This is a genomic window from Sulfitobacter sp. M368 (genome assembly GCF_025141875.1).
GTDB classification, from domain to species: Bacteria; Pseudomonadota; Alphaproteobacteria; order Rhodobacterales; family Rhodobacteraceae; genus Sulfitobacter; species Sulfitobacter mediterraneus_A.
In genome coordinates this window covers 3,130,791-3,146,250 of the sequence record NZ_CP081113.1, presented here as the reverse complement: position 1 = coordinate 3,146,250, position 15,460 = coordinate 3,130,791, and the positions used below count along the sequence as shown (strand labels likewise).

The following is a 15,460-nucleotide window of genomic DNA, read 5'->3' as shown; positions in this document are numbered from 1 at the left end:
GTTGGACTAAGCCCGGCGCAGGTTACGCTGATCTTGCTGATTGCTGATCTGGATAAAGCCATGCAAAGCAGCCAGAAAATTGCGCGACAAAGGCGCGGTCAACGGCGATTGTGCCGAGAAATACGCACCGACCCTGCAAATTTGCGCGGCAAACTCAGGATGCACGCCTGCGTCATCGTATTTGCGAATTTTTTCCTTGCTGAGCCAGCCGCGCTTGCGGCTTTCTTTGCTGATCAGTTTGAGGCGCTGAACCGAGTGAAACGTCAAATAGACCGATAGGTAATCAAGGTAATCATCCATTTCATAACCGCATTCGGGGTCAAAAGTATCGATCACGATATCGACCATGTCTTGCGGCCGAATGGGCCAAGCCTCGTCACCAATCAACCATGCAATATCTTCGGCACCATGCCGCAGACCGGCATATTCAAAATCAAACCAGCGCAGTTTGTTCGTGCTGTCGATGGCTGCATTGCCAGAACGGCAGTCCCATTTCACAAACTGGGTGCCGGCAACCGCAACCCGTTCATAGGCCGCTTCGCGATCAAATTTGTCCGAAATGCCGCCGCCAAGATCACGCAGGAAATCGATGGCATCGACGAAGTTCAGGATCCAGTCTTCGTTGTTGCCCAAATGCGGCATCATTTCATTCAACTGCGTTTTCCGGGCGGCTGATTGAATGCGAAAGATTGCGGACACCGCTTCATGTGCAAGATCCAAGCGCACATCGGGTGCAACCTCGGCAATCTCGACATTCAACCGCCGGTCCCCCACATCGGATTGGAACATGATCTCGCCGACGACGCCCAGGCATTGAGGCAGGTCATCACAATGCGCGTTGAGTTCATCCAGAACATGCGCCTCAAGGTGGGTTCGCCGGAAGTTTGGGCGCAAGGTTGCGATGACCGATTGTCCGGCCACGGACAACCGAAAGCTTGACCGCCCTTCACCGCCGGGCGCGGTGATCTTTTTCACTGGCGCGCCAAAATGCGCCTCAGCACATTCAGTGATTTTATCCTGTGTGCTTTGCTCGTTGCTCTTGCTCATCAGACTGTCCCAATAGTGGTTTCCCTTTGAGATAAATCAGCACAAGAGGGCATCACTGTGGCAGAGCCGTGGCAAAACGTAGCTAACCGGACCTTACGTCAATGTGATTCTCTCTTGACCGGGAATTGATTGTATCCAGTTCCTGCGCAAATCCCTTGGAGGCGATAATTACTGTTTCTGAAAAAATCCCAAAATTGGGCAAATATGGCCAAAATGTGCAAATTATTTGCTGAAAAGTAAGCGTTTCTCGTAACTTCGCTCATTGATTGGCCAAGGCTGGACGTGCCCGCATTTCCCTTCTTGGCCGCCGACAACAGAATTGGAGCAAGACGCTATGGGTTACAGATTTCGCAATTGGAAGTCGTCACAGGATAGAGACTCTGATGGCAGCGGTGCCAGCGGAACGAAATCCTATCACAATGGTGGTGTAGAAGGATCACGGTTCTCCAAGTGGTATGACCAGCACCTTGCAGCCAAGTTTGCGGATGACGACGGAGAAGCCAATGGCTCCGGCTCTGGCGGTACGAAAGGCTCCGGCTCTGGCGGCACGAAGGGCTCCGGTTCTGGCGGCACGAAAGGCTCCGGCTCTGGCGGTACGAAGGGTTCCGGCTCTGGCGGTACGAAAGGTTCCGGTTCTGGCGGTACGAAAGGTTCCGGTTCTGGCGGTACGAAAGGTTCCGGTTCTGGCGGTACGAAAGGTTCCGGCTCTGGCGGTACGAAGGGCTCCGGCTCTGGCGGCACGAAGGGCTCCGGCTCTGGCGGCACGAGAGGCTCCGGCTCTGGCGGCACGAAGGGCTCCGGCTCTGGCGGCACGAAGGGCTCCGGCTCTGGCGGCACGAAGGGCTCCGGTTCTGGCGGCACGAAGGGCTCCGGCTCTGGCGGCACGCGAGGCTCCGGCTCTGGCGGTACGAAGGGCTCCGGTTCTGGCGGTACGAAGGGCTCTGGCTCTGGCGGTACGAAGGGCTCCGGCTCTGGCGGCACGAGAGGCTCCGGTTCTGGCGGTACGAAAGGTTCCGGCTCTGGCGGCACGCGAGGCTCCGGTTCTGGCGGCACGAAGGGCTCCGGCTCTGGCGGCACGAAGGGTTCCGGCTCTGGCGGTACGAAGGGCTCCGGCTCTGGCGGTACGAAGGGCTCCGGCTCTGGCGGCACGAAGGGCTCCGGTTCTGGCGGTACGAAGGGCTCCGGTTCTGGCGGCACGCGGGGTTCCGGTTCTGGCGGTACGAAGGGCTCCGGCTCCGGCGGTACGAAAGGTTCCGGCTCTGGTGGTACGCGAGGCTCCGGCTCTGGTGGTACCGCTGGCGGCGGTGGACCTGTCGATCCACCTGCAAACGACAAATCGGTTTTGAACTTCGTGATGGGCGATCCGGCTGAGATCAATATCTCCGTCACTGAAACCCCCCATGGTCAGTTGCACTTCAACTTGAGCCAAACCGATTTCGCAGATCAGCCTTCGGATATCGACGGGATCTTCTTTGATCTGAGCGATGACAGTAAATTGAGCTCGCTCAACTTCTACCCTGAAGAAAACAGTCATAACGTCACGGATATCCAAGCCGATGCAAACGGTGTCTCTTCCTTGCCAAATGGCGCCGGGGTCGGTCAAAACTTTGATGTTGGGCTGCAATTCGGCACGGAGCCTGACAGTTCAGAGGGCAGTGTCAATCACGCCAGCTTTACCCTGTGGTCAGACGACGGACCGGTGACGGTTGACGATATTGACCTGAACGGAATGCGGGTGATCGTCGACAGCGACGGAACCGGCGGTGAAGTCCTTGGTGTCTCGGGTAGTGATCATCCTGACTTTATGGATGGCGACGGTGAGGCCGACAGCGATATCGTTCTCGAAGATGTCATGTCCTTGATGAGCGGGGCAGGCACCGAAGAAGACACGGATGCTACTTCGGGTGATGAAATGGAAGAATTCATCATCTGATGCAAGATCAGTAGCGTCCAAGGAGCGGCACCTTTCGAGGTGCCGCTTTTTTCATGTGTTGCGGCAGGTCCAATCCGTTTCAGGCGCAGTCAGCTTGGTAGGCGTTGTTGGCCCTGAAATCATGATGTCGCAATGACGCGTATACCGAACCTGCCCGCCCCAACTGGGCGAGCTCAAAGAATTGTTCGACCAGAACAATGACCAGAGCTGCCTTGCTGCGCAGCGGACGGAGACACTCCAGAGACTTCACCCCTGCTGGGTGATGGCGGTCTGGCTGCAGGCAGCGGGAGAGCGCACCGTTTTGTAAACGCAGCTTCATTTGCAACGCTCTATTCTATATGCGTATTCGCCGGTCTGGCTCTGGTTGTTAGCTGGCAGGCGTGGAAAGGGCACAAAGCGTTAGCCGGATCTGACTTCGAGGGAGACCTTGATCCTCGATGTGGGCGATCGGTCTGCCTTTGGCTTGGCCTCTGAACATTCGGCGCCGCGACACTAGGAGAACGCCGCGGCGCGAGCGCAGTGGCAAACACCTAGGGCAAGCTGCGCACGTCGCCAATCCGAACCTCCTGCCCGGTCTTCCGTGAGGCGATTGCGGCGAAGGTCAGCGCCAGTGAAGTCAGGTTTTCGCGTGCCGAATTGACCGGAGCACGACCCTCTTCGATGGCACAAAGCAAAGCGCCCATCGCGCCTCGAAACCCGTCATTGAACCATGTGCCTTTTAGTTTCGGATGGGCGATACCCTCGCCTGTGGTCAGGGTCACAGACTGGCTGCCAAGGTCGGGACCATTGGCCACGATACTGCCCTCGGTTCCACCGATGTAAGTGGTGTCGCGGGGGCCATGCGGCGTGCCGCCATCAAAAACAAGGCTGGCTTGACCGCCGTCCATTTTGATCAACGCCTGCGCAAGCAATGGGGTGGCATTGGCCTGACCGCGGGCATGGGCGGCTGAGGCGGTCACACTCTCGGCGCGATCCCCAACGATGGAGGACAGGAAATCGAACCAATGGATGCCAAAATCGTAAAGGATCAGGTCTTCGATCTTGTCAAACGGTGTGCCGGCGGTCCAGCCGTGGTTCCAATGCAGGGAGGCGTGCACGGATATGACATCGCCAACCACACCGTCCCGGCAGGCGTTGCGCATCCACGCCATATGCGGCGACCAGCGGCCGTTTTGGTTTACCGCCAATTGCACGCCTTGGTCTTCCGCGAGCTTGACCAGCGCCTCGCCGGTATCAAGATCGGACACAAACGGCTTTTGGCTGAGGACATGTTTGCCTGCCTTTAAGGCCGCTTCGATCACCGGGGCGCGGACCTCGGTCGGCAAGGTGATGTCGAGAACGTCGATGTCATCTTGTTCCAGAAGGGACTGCACATCGTCAAAGATCTGCGCATCTGGGCAAAACTCGGCGGCTTTTGCCTCGGCCTTGTCGCGGCTGCGGTTCCACAGGCCTGCAACTTCCCAACCTGCTTTGCGATAGGCATCAAGGTGGCTGTTCGAAATGCCACCTGTGCCGATCATCCCGATCTTTGGGCGATAAGTTTTGGGCGCGGGCGGCAGGTAATCCACCTCCGGCGCGGCGATTTCGGGCAGGGCGCCGGATTTCAGTGCATAGGTATCGCTATCGGCTGAATCGTCACTCATGGCAGCAAGCTCAATGTCCGTTTTTCTGCGGCCGATTGCATGGCCGTATCGACGATGCGCTGCGCAGTCAGGCACAGATCAGGGGCCAGCGGGCCGTCGATGGCGTCGCCCCGATTGAGGCGGCTGACGGCGTATTCGATGACATTGGTCTCGCCCGCGGGCAGCGGATCGGCGGCAATCTCATGTCGTTCGGGGCGGTCCCGCGTTTGCACGGTGACGTGGCTGGCATAATCGGGCGAGGATATGGTCCCATCGGAGCCAACAAACACAAAGCCGCAGGTCGGTTGCGGCTGGATCGCCCATGGGTCGGTAAATGTGCCCCAACGGGTTTCCATCTTGGACAGACCTCGGGCGTAACGGCACACGGCGATGGCGTGTTGATCCACCTCGATCCCGGCGGTTTCATCCACGGTGCAGGTTACTTCCAATGGCGCTTCACCGTCCATGTACCAGGTGCCTAGCGTTGCGCCGTATCCCATGTAATCCAACAAAGCGCCGCCACCGGACGCCTTCTTGTACCACCATGAGTCCGGCTTCTGGCGTTCGACCTCTTCGGGGCTAACCTCGACCTTGTCAGCCAGATGATAAAGCGGGCCGCGATTGCCGTCATAAAAATGCACCTCGCGCAGCTCGCCAATGAGCCCCTCGTCAATCAGACGCTTGGCGGTCACGTGACTTTCGACCCAGCGCAGGGGCCAGTTGATCAGCATTTGTTTGCCGGTGCCTTGCATCGCCGAAATCATCCGCCGGGCATCATCTGCCGAGGCCGCAAAGGGCTTTTCTACAAGAACATGACATCCATGCGGCGCCAACCGCTCGGTCATCTCGGCGTGTTGGGCGGTGGCCACACAAAGCAACGCCATGTCATAAGGGCCGGCTGCCATGCAGGCGTCGAAATCGGTAAAGACGCGATCTTCAGGCAAATCAAACGCATCGATCGCCGCTTGCATCTTGGCCCGGTCAGGATCGTAGATCCCTGCGATCTCCGCTTCGGGGTGCGCATGCACCATCCGCAAAAGATCGCCCATGTGCATGTGATCAAAGCTAATTCCAACGACGCGAAATTTGGCCATGTGGCTTTTCTCCTATCGACTGCCCGTGATGCGCACATAGATGGCAGTCACGGTAAGAATAATTAGCCCGAACAACATCGTGCGGGCGCCTTCGGGCATTTGCATCAGGGTCAGCATCGTATCGAGAACCCGGATGATCAACGCGCCGACAATCGCTCCGGCAAAGCTGCCACGCCCGCCAAAGATCGAGGTTCCGCCAATCACCGCCGCAGCCACGGATGGCAGCAACAACGGCGTGGCGAGGCTCAGCGAGGTTTGGCGGATCATGCCAAGATAAAGCAGGCCGGCCAGTGCGGCGATCAGACCTGAAAGGGCATAGAGTGCAATATAGACCTGCCATGACCGCACCCCGGACAGCTTGGCCGCGTTCTCGTTAGAGCCAAGCGCAAAAAGCAAACGGCCAAATCCGGTAAAGCGCATGAGCCAAAAGATAAACAGCGCAAAGGGCACGAACAAAAACAAGCCATTCGGCATAGACAGCGTGCGACCCGTGCCAAGCCATGACAGAGCGGCGGGGATCTCAGATCCGGCATTGATCACAAGGCGCTGATAGACCTGCATACAGCCGGTCGCGATCAGGCCGGTACCCAGCGTCATGATCAGCGGATGCACCCGCACGATGCCAACGCCGATACCATTGACCACACCAACCACAAGTCCCATCGACATCGCAACCAGCACAGCGGGGACCGGCCCCCAAATGGACGATAGGGTTGCACAGACAAAGGCAGCCACGGTCGCAACAATACCTGCCGACAGGTCAATGCCGGCTGTCAGCATGGTCAAGACCTGACAGGCCGCCAGCATCGCAAGCGGGATCGCGAACTTGATCAGGTTGCCGACCCAGAAGGTCGAGATCAGGCCATCCCGGCCCGCGCGAAACGGCGTCACGATGCCGGGGCGGATCACCTCGAGAACCGCGATCATCAAGACCAGAAAGGCCAAAAGCGGAATGACCGGATTGTCGCGCAAAAAGCGGCCGAAGCGGATCATCGATGAATCGGTCGTTGCCATGTTCATTTTCTGGCTCCCCGCAAAGTTGCGGCTGTGCCCAACATCACAACACCCACCATGATGGTGCCTTCGATGATGGTTGTGACATTTGGGTCAACAGCCAAAAGTGTCAGGATCGTCCGCACGATCCGCAAGATAAAGACCGCGATGATCGGACCAAGCAACCCGCCGCGACCTCCGCCCAGAACCACACCGCCCAGAACCACGGCCGCGACCGATGCCATCAGATATGGCCCCGGCACCGGCTCCCCGATCCCGGTGAGCGAGGCGAGGCTGAGCCCACCAAAGGCGCAGAAGATCCCGCAGACGCCATAGGCCATGATCTTGGTGCGTCCAACCGCCACGCCAGAGCGGAACGCGGCCAGCTCGTCCGAGCCGGTTGCGTAGATCGAGATGCCCAGTTTCGAGCGGCGCAGCGGGATCCAGACCACCGCCACGCATGCGGCGATGATCGCCAGCGCGTTGGGCACAAAGGGGATCACGCTGCCGCGAATACTTTGCTTGAGCCATTCGGTTGTTGCGCCACCTGGCGATTCCAATATGAGCAGGGCAACACCTTCCCAAACAAAGAGCATTGCCAATGTCACGACGATGTCAGGCACGCGCGTCAGCACGATCAGCCCGCCGTTGATCAGACCCATGACAAACCCCAGGGCCAATACGATCAGGATGGCAGGCACGCCGGCCATCCTTTCCATCAACACGGCCGCTGTGACCGCGCAGACCGCCATCATGGAGGCAACCGAAAGGTCGATGCCGCCAACGATGACGACCACCGCCATGCCAGCGGTGGCAAAGGCAAAGGGCAGGGCGGCGCGGGCCACGCTTTCGAGGCCAGACATGCCAAAAGAGGGTTGGATGACCTTGGTCAGAACCAACAGCACGATGAGCAGGGCGAAAAGGCCAGCAACCCATGCATTTTTCTTGATAATATCGGTCACGCCGCGCCCTCTTGTGCCGTTAGTCCATAGGCCGCCCTCAGCAGCGTCTGCTCGTCCGCATTCTCTGCGTCGATGATATCAACAACGCGGCCGTTAAAAATCACCACAGCGCGGTCGCAGGCCAAGGGGATCTCTTCCAGTTCCGAGGTGTAGAACAGAACCGATGAACCTTGTTCAGCCAATTCGCGAACCAGCGGGTAGATCTGGCGCTTGGTGCGCACATCGATCCCGCGGGTTGGGTCAAACAACAAAAGCGTCTCAACGCCGGTTGCCAGCCAACGCCCGATAGTGACCTTTTGCTGGTTGCCGCCGGACAGACGCTGCACTTCGCCCTGCGCCCTTGTATCGATCTGCAGGCGGTCGATGGCATGGGCCACCCGCTCGCGTTCGTGGCGCATGTTGAGCCACCCCCAAGACGACATCCGTGCCGAAAACGGCAGCGCGATATTCTCGCGCACCGACCGCTGCGCAAGCAACGCATCAGCCCGGTCGCCGGGCACAAATTTGACCCCCGCTGCAATCGCATCTGCCGGATGACGAAAGGCCGTGGTGGTGCCGTTCACTTCGATGCTGCCCGCCGTGGGCGGCATAAAGCCGGCCATACATTCAAACAATTCGTCCTGTCCCTGACCCTCCAAGGCGACAACACCCAGGACTTCGCCGGGATACATGTCAAAGGAGATATCACTGACCTTCGGGGCAATCGCCACGCCCTTGACACGGACCCGCGGTGTGTCACCGATGGTGCCGCGCGTTTTGTCCACTTCACGTGCTGCAAGGTCGAGCCGTTGACCCAGCATCAATTCAACGGCGCGGTCCTCCACGCCCGGTTCAATGACCAGATCGCCAACGGTTCGACCGTCGCGCAACACCGTGGCGCGGTCGCATAATTCGGAAATTTCGTTAAAGCGGTGCGAGACATAGATGACGCCCATGCCCTTGTCCGCCTGTTGCCGCGTCACTTTCAGCACACGCTCAACCAGATCCGATGGCAATGCGGCAGTCATTTCATCCAGCAACAGCACATCCGGCTCGCTTGCCAGTGCGCGGGCCAGATCGAGAATGCGCAAAGTGGCCAGTGGCAGATCGCCCACCATGTCTGACAGGGCCAGCCCCTCGATGCCCAACTCCTTGACCCAACGCTCAAACGGGGCGACGGGTGTATCGGTCAGCCGCAGATTGTCGGCAACGTCCAGATCGGGGATCAGCGAGGGTTCTTGATATACCGGCACAAGGCCGGAACGACGGGCTTCGGCCGGGCTTCCAACTCGGGCTTGCTTGCCGCGAATGAGCACCTTGCCGCTGTCCGGGTTCAGCGCCCCGGTTATAATTTTCACAAATGTCGATTTGCCGGCACCGTTGGCACCCATCAGCGCGACAATCTCGCCCTCCGAGACACTGAGGCTGGCATCAACGAGCGCTTTGACAGCGCCAAAGCTTTTGGCGATGCCGCTGGCATCTAGGATCTGATTTGCGTTCATGGGAATGCGTGTTCTTTTCTCGAATGGGTGCCCCCGCCCGACAGGTCGGGCGGGGGCGTTCCGGGTGTTGATCAGCTGTCGCCTGGGCCTTCGCAGGCGATGATCTGATCCATCGTGTAATCGGTCCAGCCCGGCACAGTGACGGACACGGGCCATTCAGGATCGAGGTTCGGGTTCTGCGCCGCGGTGATCGTGGCACGGCCCTCGTCAGAGGCATTTTCCCAAAGAACCGGATCAACCAGCACGGTTTTCTCGCTTGGCGCTTTGCCATTGAGAATGTCGACTGCAAGCGCAACGCCCGCACCGCCAACCGAGCCGGGGTTGGTCACGGCAGCGCCGGTAAGTCCGTCCACTTCGCTCAGGTATTGAACAAAGCCCGCGTTGTCGGCACCGACGATCGGCACCAACGGTGCACCGGATTCAACAAAGGCATCCACGATCACGTTGTCGATGCCAGAGGTCCAGACGCCGTCAAACGGAATGCCCGTTGCCAGATAGTCAAACATCTGTTGCTTGCCCTGGTCCTGCTGCCAGCCGGTGAACACTTCATGGACAACGTTGATACCTGGGTATTCTGCCAAGGCCCGCTTGAAACCATTGTCACGGTCACTGTCTGCCGAGACACCAGCAATGCCGCGCATATAGACGATGTCGCCCTTGCCGCCGACCTGCTCAAACAGCCACTTGGCGCCGAGATAGGCATATTCTTCCTGGTTGTTGGACAGGATGTAGGCACCTTCCGCCGACACACCGGCGTCAACCGCGACCACAACGATGCCTTTTTCCATCGCCATTTCCAGCGCAGAGTTCAATGCGTCGGGGTTTGAAGGGTTGAGAACAATCGCGTCTACGCCCGCCTCAATAAGGTTGTTGAGATCTTCCAACTGACCTGCGGAATCAGTGTTGCGGTGTGCCACGATCAGATTGGACACATCCTCTTCGACCAGTGCCTGCGCACGCATGGCGCAGATCATCTGCTCGCGCCAACCATTGCCCTGCACAGTATTGGATATGCCGATGGTATAATCCGCCGCGAATGCCGCCGGGGCCATTGTGGCCGCGATCGCAAGAGCCGCCGCGCTTGTGAGTAGTTTCTTCATGTTATTTCCTCCCAAATGAAGATTTCGTGTGGTGATTGCTGGGCTTTGACGCCCAATTACTTGATGAACGGTTGCAGCACGTCGCGCGCCAATAGAAAGCCGCGCTTGACCTTTTCGTCCGTGCCTTCGAACAGCCTGTCTTCATGCTCGATAATGACCGGGCCGTCATAGCCAGCCCGGTAAAGGCCGGAAAAGAAACCCGACCAATTGACATCCCCCAGCCCGCAAAGGCGTGGCACTTGCCAGCCCATGCCTGCTGACATGATACCATTTTCGTAAAGACCATCGTGATCAATCATCAGGTCTTTGGCGTGCACATGGCCGATCTGGGGGCCAAACTCTTTGATGAATCTGGTCTGGTCGATGAACTGCCAGATCAGATGCGAAGGGTCGAAATTCATCCCCACATCGGTGCCCCATTTCTCAAAAATGCGGCGCCAGATCTTGGGCGAATAGGCAATGTTATGCCCGCCGGGCCATTCGTCATAGGAAAAGATCATCGGACAATTCTCAAAGCAAAGCTTGACGCCCGCATCTTTGGCATGCGCCACAACGGGGCCAAAGATCTCTTGCGCGCGGGCCCAGTTTTCATCGACGTTCAACGTCCGATCCCCGCCCACAAACGTATTGACCACCGGCACCCCCATGACACCAGCCGCGGTAATGACCTTCTTCAGGTGGGCAATCACATCCTCACGGTGCGCCGCCTCCGCGTGCAGCGGGTTGGGATAGAACCCAAGGCCGGAAACCTCGATGCCCTTGGCTTCCAGCCCGTCCTTGATGTCCTTGCCCTGCGCTGCACTGAGCCCATCCACGTTGATATGACAGGTCCCCGCATAGCGCCGCTTGTCACCGCTTGATTTTGGCCAACAGGCGATTTCCATCGCCGAGAACCCGTTGGTACTTGCCCAATCGGCAACCTCCATCAGGCCCTGGTCTTCAAATGGCACACTCAGAATCCCAAGTTTCATCTCGTTCCCCTCAAATCTCGTCCAGATTGACCCAACGCGCCTCTTGCGCGGATTTCAGGACGGCGTCGCAGAATTTCATCTCGTAATGACCATCGTCAAATGTGGCCCAAGTGCTGTGGTCCCCGCGTTCACCTGCTGCAACATCTGCGTAAACCGCGCCAAAAAAGGCAAAGAAGCTGTCTGCAAATCCTTCGACGTGTCCGGGCGGCAGGGATGCCGCACGGGTGCCGGTTTCGTTCATCAATGTGAAGTCGCGCATAAGCGTTTGGTTCGGGGCATCGCGATGCCCGATGAACAGATGATCGGGCGTTTCACTGTCCCAAGAGGCACTGGCCGCGCTGCCGGCGATGTCCCACTGCAGCGAATTTTTGCGGCCAATGTTGATCTGTGATGTGGTCATCACACCCTTGGCGCCGTTCTCATATCGGATCATGATCGCTGCCGCGTCATCGGTGTCGATCGTAACGGGTTCTGTTTTGCCTTCCGCGCTTGAGAAGGTTTCAACCGGCCCTGTTGATCGCTGCCGCTCGGGCAGGAATGTGCTGAGGTCGGCAAACACCGATTTGGCTTTGAACCCCATGATAAAGCTGGTCAAATCCACCCAATGCGTTCCGATATCTCCCACCGAACGCAGGGCGCCGCCCACTTCGGACTGCAAGCGCCAGTTCCAATCTGTCGCCTTTGCCAGCCAGTCCTGATGATAGTGCCCGGTGACAAAGCGCAGGTCACCCAGTTCTCCGGCTTTCACCATGCCCTGTGCCTGTTGGTTGAGGGGATAAAACCTGATGTTGTAGCACACCGCGCAAATCTTGCCGGAGGCCTTGGCCAGCGCGGCCATTTCCGCCGACTGGGCGCTTGTCATTGCCAATGGTTTTTCGCAAACGACATGTTTCCCCGCGGCAATAATCGCCTTCACTTGCGGGTAATGCGCATGATTGGGCGATGTGACATGCACCACATCAACAGCATCATCGGCCAACAGATCGTCAAGCGAGGCATAGGCATGCCCGACACCGATCTCAGCCGCGCGCGCAGCACCACGTTCTGGCGATGATCCCAGAACACCTGCAATGCGCACACCAAGACGGCGCAGCGCTTGCACGTGCACGGTGCCAATGAACCCGGTCCCGATGACCGCCGCATTGATTTGCGAAACATCAGACAAGGTGTTTCTCCTCAGACAACAGAATATCCTCCATCCACGGGGACACAGACCCCGGTCATGAATTTCGAGGCGTCCGATCCCAGAAACAGCGCGAGACCGGCGATGTCATCCGGCTGGCCCCAGCGGCCAAGCGGCGTGCGGGCCTCGACGGCATCGGTGAAGGCCTGATCTTGTCTGGCGCGGGCAGATTGTTCCGTCACGATGAAACCGGGGGCAATGGCATTGACGCGGACGCCATCCGAAGCCCAGGCAATTGCCAGCGACTTGGTCATCTGCTCGACCCCGGCCTTGGATGCGCCATATGCCGGGTTCCGGGGGGAGCCGAAGCGGGCATACATTGACGCGATATTGATGACGCGGCCCTGACGTTTTGCAAGCGCTCCATGCAACGCCTTGGCGCAGCGCATGGAGCCAACGAGATTGACGTTTAACACATGTTGAAAGAACTCTGCGTCCATTTCTTCGCCGCGTTTTGTGATGGCGGCGCAATTGACCAGAACATCCACTTCATCCCGGCTTTTGGCAAAGTTGTCTACGGCGTCCGTGTCGGTCACATCCAGCTGCGTATAGCCGAAGCGCGCCGCATCTTCGGGCAAGCATTCGGGTTCGGCGCCGGTGATTTCCACGTCACCACCCGCATGCTGAAACGCGCGCGCAATCGCGGCCCCGATGCCGCCACGGCTGGCGCCGATCACGATGATGCGGGCGCCGGAGAAATCAAATTCCGCCGCTGCGCTCATGGCAACATAACCGTTGTTTTGCCGGATTTGGCCGGTTTCATGACATCCCCCTTTGACGCACAAAATGCGTTCTGAAATCGATTTCATTTCGGACAATTAAGTCTTTTCAGATCGTGAAATCGATTACATAATCGGCAAGACAAGAGATTCGTGTCAACAGAAAAATTATAGATGGCGACCGGCGCAGATGATTCAGAAACCCGCGACAATTCAGGATGTGGCCCGTGCGGCGGGTGTGTCGGCTGCGACGGTTAGCCGGGTTTTGACCAACCCCAGTCTGGTCAGTGACGCCACTCGCGAAACCGTTCTTGATGCGATCAAGAGCACGGAATACAGGGTCAATCAGGCAGCGCGAAATCTACGGCTGCAGCGGGCAAACGCGGTCCTTGTCTTGGTGCCCAACCTGGGAAAGCCGTTTTATTCGGGCATTCTTGCAGGCATCAGCGAAGAGTTTTCCGGCACAGACTACGCGGTTTTGATCGCCGATACAGATAGCGATCCGAATGTAGATACGGCACTGGCGGGGTACTTTCTGGATGGCCGTGTTGACGGCGCGATATCGTTGGACGGCGGTTTGGGTGCGTCGGCCTTGCGCGAATGTGTCGATCTGGGTGTCGAAGATCGGATTGTCTTTTTGTGCGAATGGGTCGAGGGCCAGAAATTCCCTGTTATCTCCAGCGACAATGCCGAAGGGGCACGGCTTGCCATTCGGCACCTTCATGATCTTGGGCATCGCAAGATCGCTCATATCACCGGGCCGGACGGCAATGTTCTGACCACGGCACGGCGTGAGGGAATGGTGTCCGAACGGGCGCGCCTCGGATTGCCTGCGAAGCCGGAATGGATCATCAGGGGCGATTTTTCACTGGAGTCTGGTCATGAGGCTGCGACGCGTATTCTGGGCATGGAGGACCGGCCCACGGCGGTGTTTTGTTCGGCGGACATGGTGGCGTTTGGCTTGATGGCAGGGTTGAAAAGCGGCGGATTGCGCGTGCCGGAAGACATTTCCGTTGTCGGCTTCGACGACATTGAGATGTCAGAATACTACATTCCGGCGCTGACCACGATCCGGCAAGATCGCCACCGGTTGGGGTGCCGCGCCGCAAGGGTGCTTTTGGACCGGTTGAGAGACAAAGACCTTGAGCGCACACCCGAAGTGCCGATCCCGGTTGAGTTGATTGTCCGCGAAAGCACTGCGCCGCTACGGACCTGATCGCGGCCCTCAGCCGATACCTGCGTTGGGTGCGCCGGTGACGGATTGTTCGAAATCCAGGTTCACACCGGTCATTGGCGCCGATGACGGTGACAGCAGGAACATCGTGGTCCGCGCCGTTTCCTCAGGTGACACCAGCCGACCAAGCGGAAGATTGGCTCCGGCCTTTTTCATCCAGTCTTCGCCATGGCCCAGAACGTTCGCTTGCATGTTGTGCTCGGCTTCGGTCAGCACCCAGCCCAAATTGATCCCGTTAACACGAATGCCATCATGCAGATGCGCATTGGCGGCGTTTTTGGTCAGCGTCTGGAGGGCCCCTTTTGAGGCGGAATAGAGGGCCAGCTCGGGCGGACCACAATGGGCATTCATCGACTGGATGTTGACGATCACACCGCCAGAATTGCGGTTCTGCATATCCTTGACGGCCTCCTGCATAAGCAGGAATGGCGCACGGGTATTGATGGCGAAAATCATGTCGAAATCTGTGGCGTTGCCGTCGGCAACGCTGGCGCGGGTGGTGACGCCGGCGGCGTTGACAAGCCCGTCGATCCGTCCAAATGCTGCCCTCGCGCCATCGGCAATCTTCTGAGCCGCCGTTGTTTCTGAAAGGTTGGCGACGACGCAGGCAACCTCTGCATGCCCTGAAAGTTCGGCGGCCAAAGAGGCCATTCCCTCTGGGTTGAGGTCGGTGGCCAATATTTGCCGTACGCCCTGTGCCGCGGCCTCAATGGCGACTGCCCTGCCGATGCCGCTGGCCGCGCCGGTGATAACGAGAACCATGTTTTCAAGGTCTTGTGTCATGGAAAGGTCCGTTCTGTTTGCGTGTCCGGTCGCCCCATTGGATCACGGGTTCGACCCATTGCGGATCGTTGCCCGATCGGCGCTGCCCTGGGCCTGACCAAAATTGTTCCCAGCGGCACAGGGCGCCTCCTACTCTCGAATCAAATATTCCACTGCAATAGTGGAGGGGCAGGGGACAATAGTCCCGATCAATTCCATCAAAATGCCTCACAACGGCTTGTTCCAGTGCCATGTCAGCAAAACAGGTTTTACAGATTCCGCCTTCGAAACCTCAGATCTTGGGCCGGTCTGATGTGATCTGATGTGTTGCGGCCTTGCAGGACACAACCGAACTCAAG

14 protein-coding genes are annotated in these 15,460 nt (G+C 58.3%); 2 read left to right on the top strand and 12 right to left on the bottom strand.

Annotation, left to right across the window (positions count from 1 at the left end):
- Positions 1-6: 6 nt before the first annotated feature.
- Entirely contained in the window at positions 7-1,047 is a 1,041-nt protein-coding gene (locus tag K3754_RS15565) for a hypothetical protein (RefSeq protein ID WP_259938440.1), read from the bottom strand.
- Between the two features lie 334 nt (positions 1,048-1,381).
- On the opposite strand from K3754_RS15565, the gene K3754_RS15560 reads away from it, so the two are divergent.
- A complete protein-coding gene (locus K3754_RS15560) occupies positions 1,382-2,980 on the top strand; it encodes a hypothetical protein (protein WP_259938439.1) in 1,599 nt (532 codons plus the stop codon).
- A 79-nt stretch (positions 2,981-3,059) separates the two neighbouring features.
- Here the strand turns inward: K3754_RS15560 and K3754_RS15555 are convergent, their stop codons facing one another.
- The 10 genes from K3754_RS15555 to K3754_RS15510 form a co-directional block, all read right to left on the bottom strand.
- Positions 3,060-3,299, bottom strand: coding sequence for a hypothetical protein (locus tag K3754_RS15555; protein ID WP_259938438.1), 240 nt, complete (start codon positions 3,297-3,299; stop codon positions 3,060-3,062).
- A 211-nt stretch (positions 3,300-3,510) separates the two neighbouring features.
- On the bottom strand, positions 3,511-4,623 hold the full coding sequence (locus K3754_RS15550; RefSeq protein WP_259938435.1) for a Gfo/Idh/MocA family protein: 1,113 nt from the start codon (positions 4,621-4,623) through the stop codon (positions 3,511-3,513).
- Positions 4,620-5,696 (bottom strand): Gfo/Idh/MocA family protein, encoded by a 1,077-nt coding sequence (locus tag K3754_RS15545; protein WP_259938428.1) that lies wholly within the window; start codon positions 5,694-5,696, stop codon positions 4,620-4,622. The genes K3754_RS15550 and K3754_RS15545 overlap by 4 nt, the downstream gene beginning before the upstream one ends.
- Before the next feature lie 12 nt (positions 5,697-5,708).
- The gene (locus K3754_RS15540; protein ID WP_259938426.1) at positions 5,709-6,716 is read right to left on the bottom strand and encodes an ABC transporter permease; all 1,008 of its coding nucleotides are present in this window, start codon (positions 6,714-6,716) and stop codon (positions 5,709-5,711) included.
- On the bottom strand, positions 6,713-7,651 hold the full coding sequence (locus K3754_RS15535; protein WP_259938424.1) for an ABC transporter permease: 939 nt from the start codon (positions 7,649-7,651) through the stop codon (positions 6,713-6,715). Before K3754_RS15535 ends, K3754_RS15540 begins: the two co-directional genes overlap by 4 nt.
- Complete coding sequence (locus K3754_RS15530; protein WP_203210235.1) at positions 7,648-9,132, bottom strand: sugar ABC transporter ATP-binding protein; 1,485 nt, start codon at positions 9,130-9,132, stop codon at positions 7,648-7,650. Before K3754_RS15530 ends, K3754_RS15535 begins: the two co-directional genes overlap by 4 nt.
- Before the next feature lie 71 nt (positions 9,133-9,203).
- Positions 9,204-10,232 carry an ABC transporter substrate-binding protein gene (locus K3754_RS15525; protein WP_259938421.1) on the bottom strand — a complete coding sequence of 343 codons (1,029 nt, stop codon included), beginning with the start codon at positions 10,230-10,232 and terminating at the stop codon, positions 9,204-9,206.
- Positions 10,233-10,288: 56 nt separating this feature from the next.
- Positions 10,289-11,203: a sugar phosphate isomerase/epimerase gene (locus tag K3754_RS15520; RefSeq protein WP_259938420.1), complete on the bottom strand. Its 915-nt coding sequence runs from the start codon at positions 11,201-11,203 to the stop codon at positions 10,289-10,291.
- 10 nt (positions 11,204-11,213) lie between these two features.
- Positions 11,214-12,368 carry a Gfo/Idh/MocA family protein gene (locus tag K3754_RS15515; RefSeq protein ID WP_259938417.1) on the bottom strand — a complete coding sequence of 385 codons (1,155 nt, stop codon included), beginning with the start codon at positions 12,366-12,368 and terminating at the stop codon, positions 11,214-11,216.
- An 11-nt stretch (positions 12,369-12,379) separates the two neighbouring features.
- The gene (locus K3754_RS15510) at positions 12,380-13,195 is read right to left on the bottom strand and encodes an SDR family NAD(P)-dependent oxidoreductase (protein WP_259938416.1); all 816 of its coding nucleotides are present in this window, start codon (positions 13,193-13,195) and stop codon (positions 12,380-12,382) included.
- A gap of 100 nt (positions 13,196-13,295) precedes the next feature.
- Here K3754_RS15510 and K3754_RS15505 point away from each other — a divergent pair, with 100 nt between their 5' ends.
- Positions 13,296-14,321: a LacI family DNA-binding transcriptional regulator gene (locus K3754_RS15505; protein WP_259938415.1), complete on the top strand. Its 1,026-nt coding sequence runs from the start codon at positions 13,296-13,298 to the stop codon at positions 14,319-14,321.
- A gap of 9 nt (positions 14,322-14,330) precedes the next feature.
- Here K3754_RS15505 and K3754_RS15500 read toward each other — a convergent pair whose 3' ends face one another.
- Positions 14,331-15,122, bottom strand: coding sequence for an oxidoreductase (locus K3754_RS15500; RefSeq protein WP_259938414.1), 792 nt, complete (start codon positions 15,120-15,122; stop codon positions 14,331-14,333).
- Positions 15,123-15,460: the final 338 nt, after the last annotated feature.

Excerpts from the sequence above, each read along its gene's own strand:
- K3754_RS15565 (WP_259938440.1), bottom strand. The coding sequence starts at position 1,047 with ATGAGCAAGAGCAACGAGCAAAGCACACAGGATAAAATCACTGAATGT.
- K3754_RS15560 (WP_259938439.1), top strand. The coding sequence starts at position 1,382 with ATGGGTTACAGATTTCGCAATTGGAAGTCGTCACAGGATAGAGACTCT.
- K3754_RS15555 (WP_259938438.1), bottom strand. The coding sequence starts at position 3,299 with ATGAAGCTGCGTTTACAAAACGGTGCGCTCTCCCGCTGCCTGCAGCCA.
- K3754_RS15550 (WP_259938435.1), bottom strand. The coding sequence starts at position 4,623 with ATGAGTGACGATTCAGCCGATAGCGATACCTATGCACTGAAATCCGGC.
- K3754_RS15545 (WP_259938428.1), bottom strand. The coding sequence starts at position 5,696 with ATGGCCAAATTTCGCGTCGTTGGAATTAGCTTTGATCACATGCACATG.
- K3754_RS15540 (WP_259938426.1), bottom strand. The coding sequence starts at position 6,716 with ATGAACATGGCAACGACCGATTCATCGATGATCCGCTTCGGCCGCTTT.
- K3754_RS15530 (WP_203210235.1), bottom strand. The coding sequence starts at position 9,132 with ATGAACGCAAATCAGATCCTAGATGCCAGCGGCATCGCCAAAAGCTTT.
- K3754_RS15525 (WP_259938421.1), bottom strand. The coding sequence starts at position 10,232 with ATGAAGAAACTACTCACAAGCGCGGCGGCTCTTGCGATCGCGGCCACA.
- K3754_RS15520 (WP_259938420.1), bottom strand. The coding sequence starts at position 11,203 with ATGAAACTTGGGATTCTGAGTGTGCCATTTGAAGACCAGGGCCTGATG.
- K3754_RS15510 (WP_259938416.1), bottom strand. The coding sequence starts at position 13,195 with ATGAAATCGATTTCAGAACGCATTTTGTGCGTCAAAGGGGGATGTCAT.
- K3754_RS15505 (WP_259938415.1), top strand. The coding sequence starts at position 13,296 with ATGATTCAGAAACCCGCGACAATTCAGGATGTGGCCCGTGCGGCGGGT.
- K3754_RS15500 (WP_259938414.1), bottom strand. The coding sequence starts at position 15,122 with ATGACACAAGACCTTGAAAACATGGTTCTCGTTATCACCGGCGCGGCC.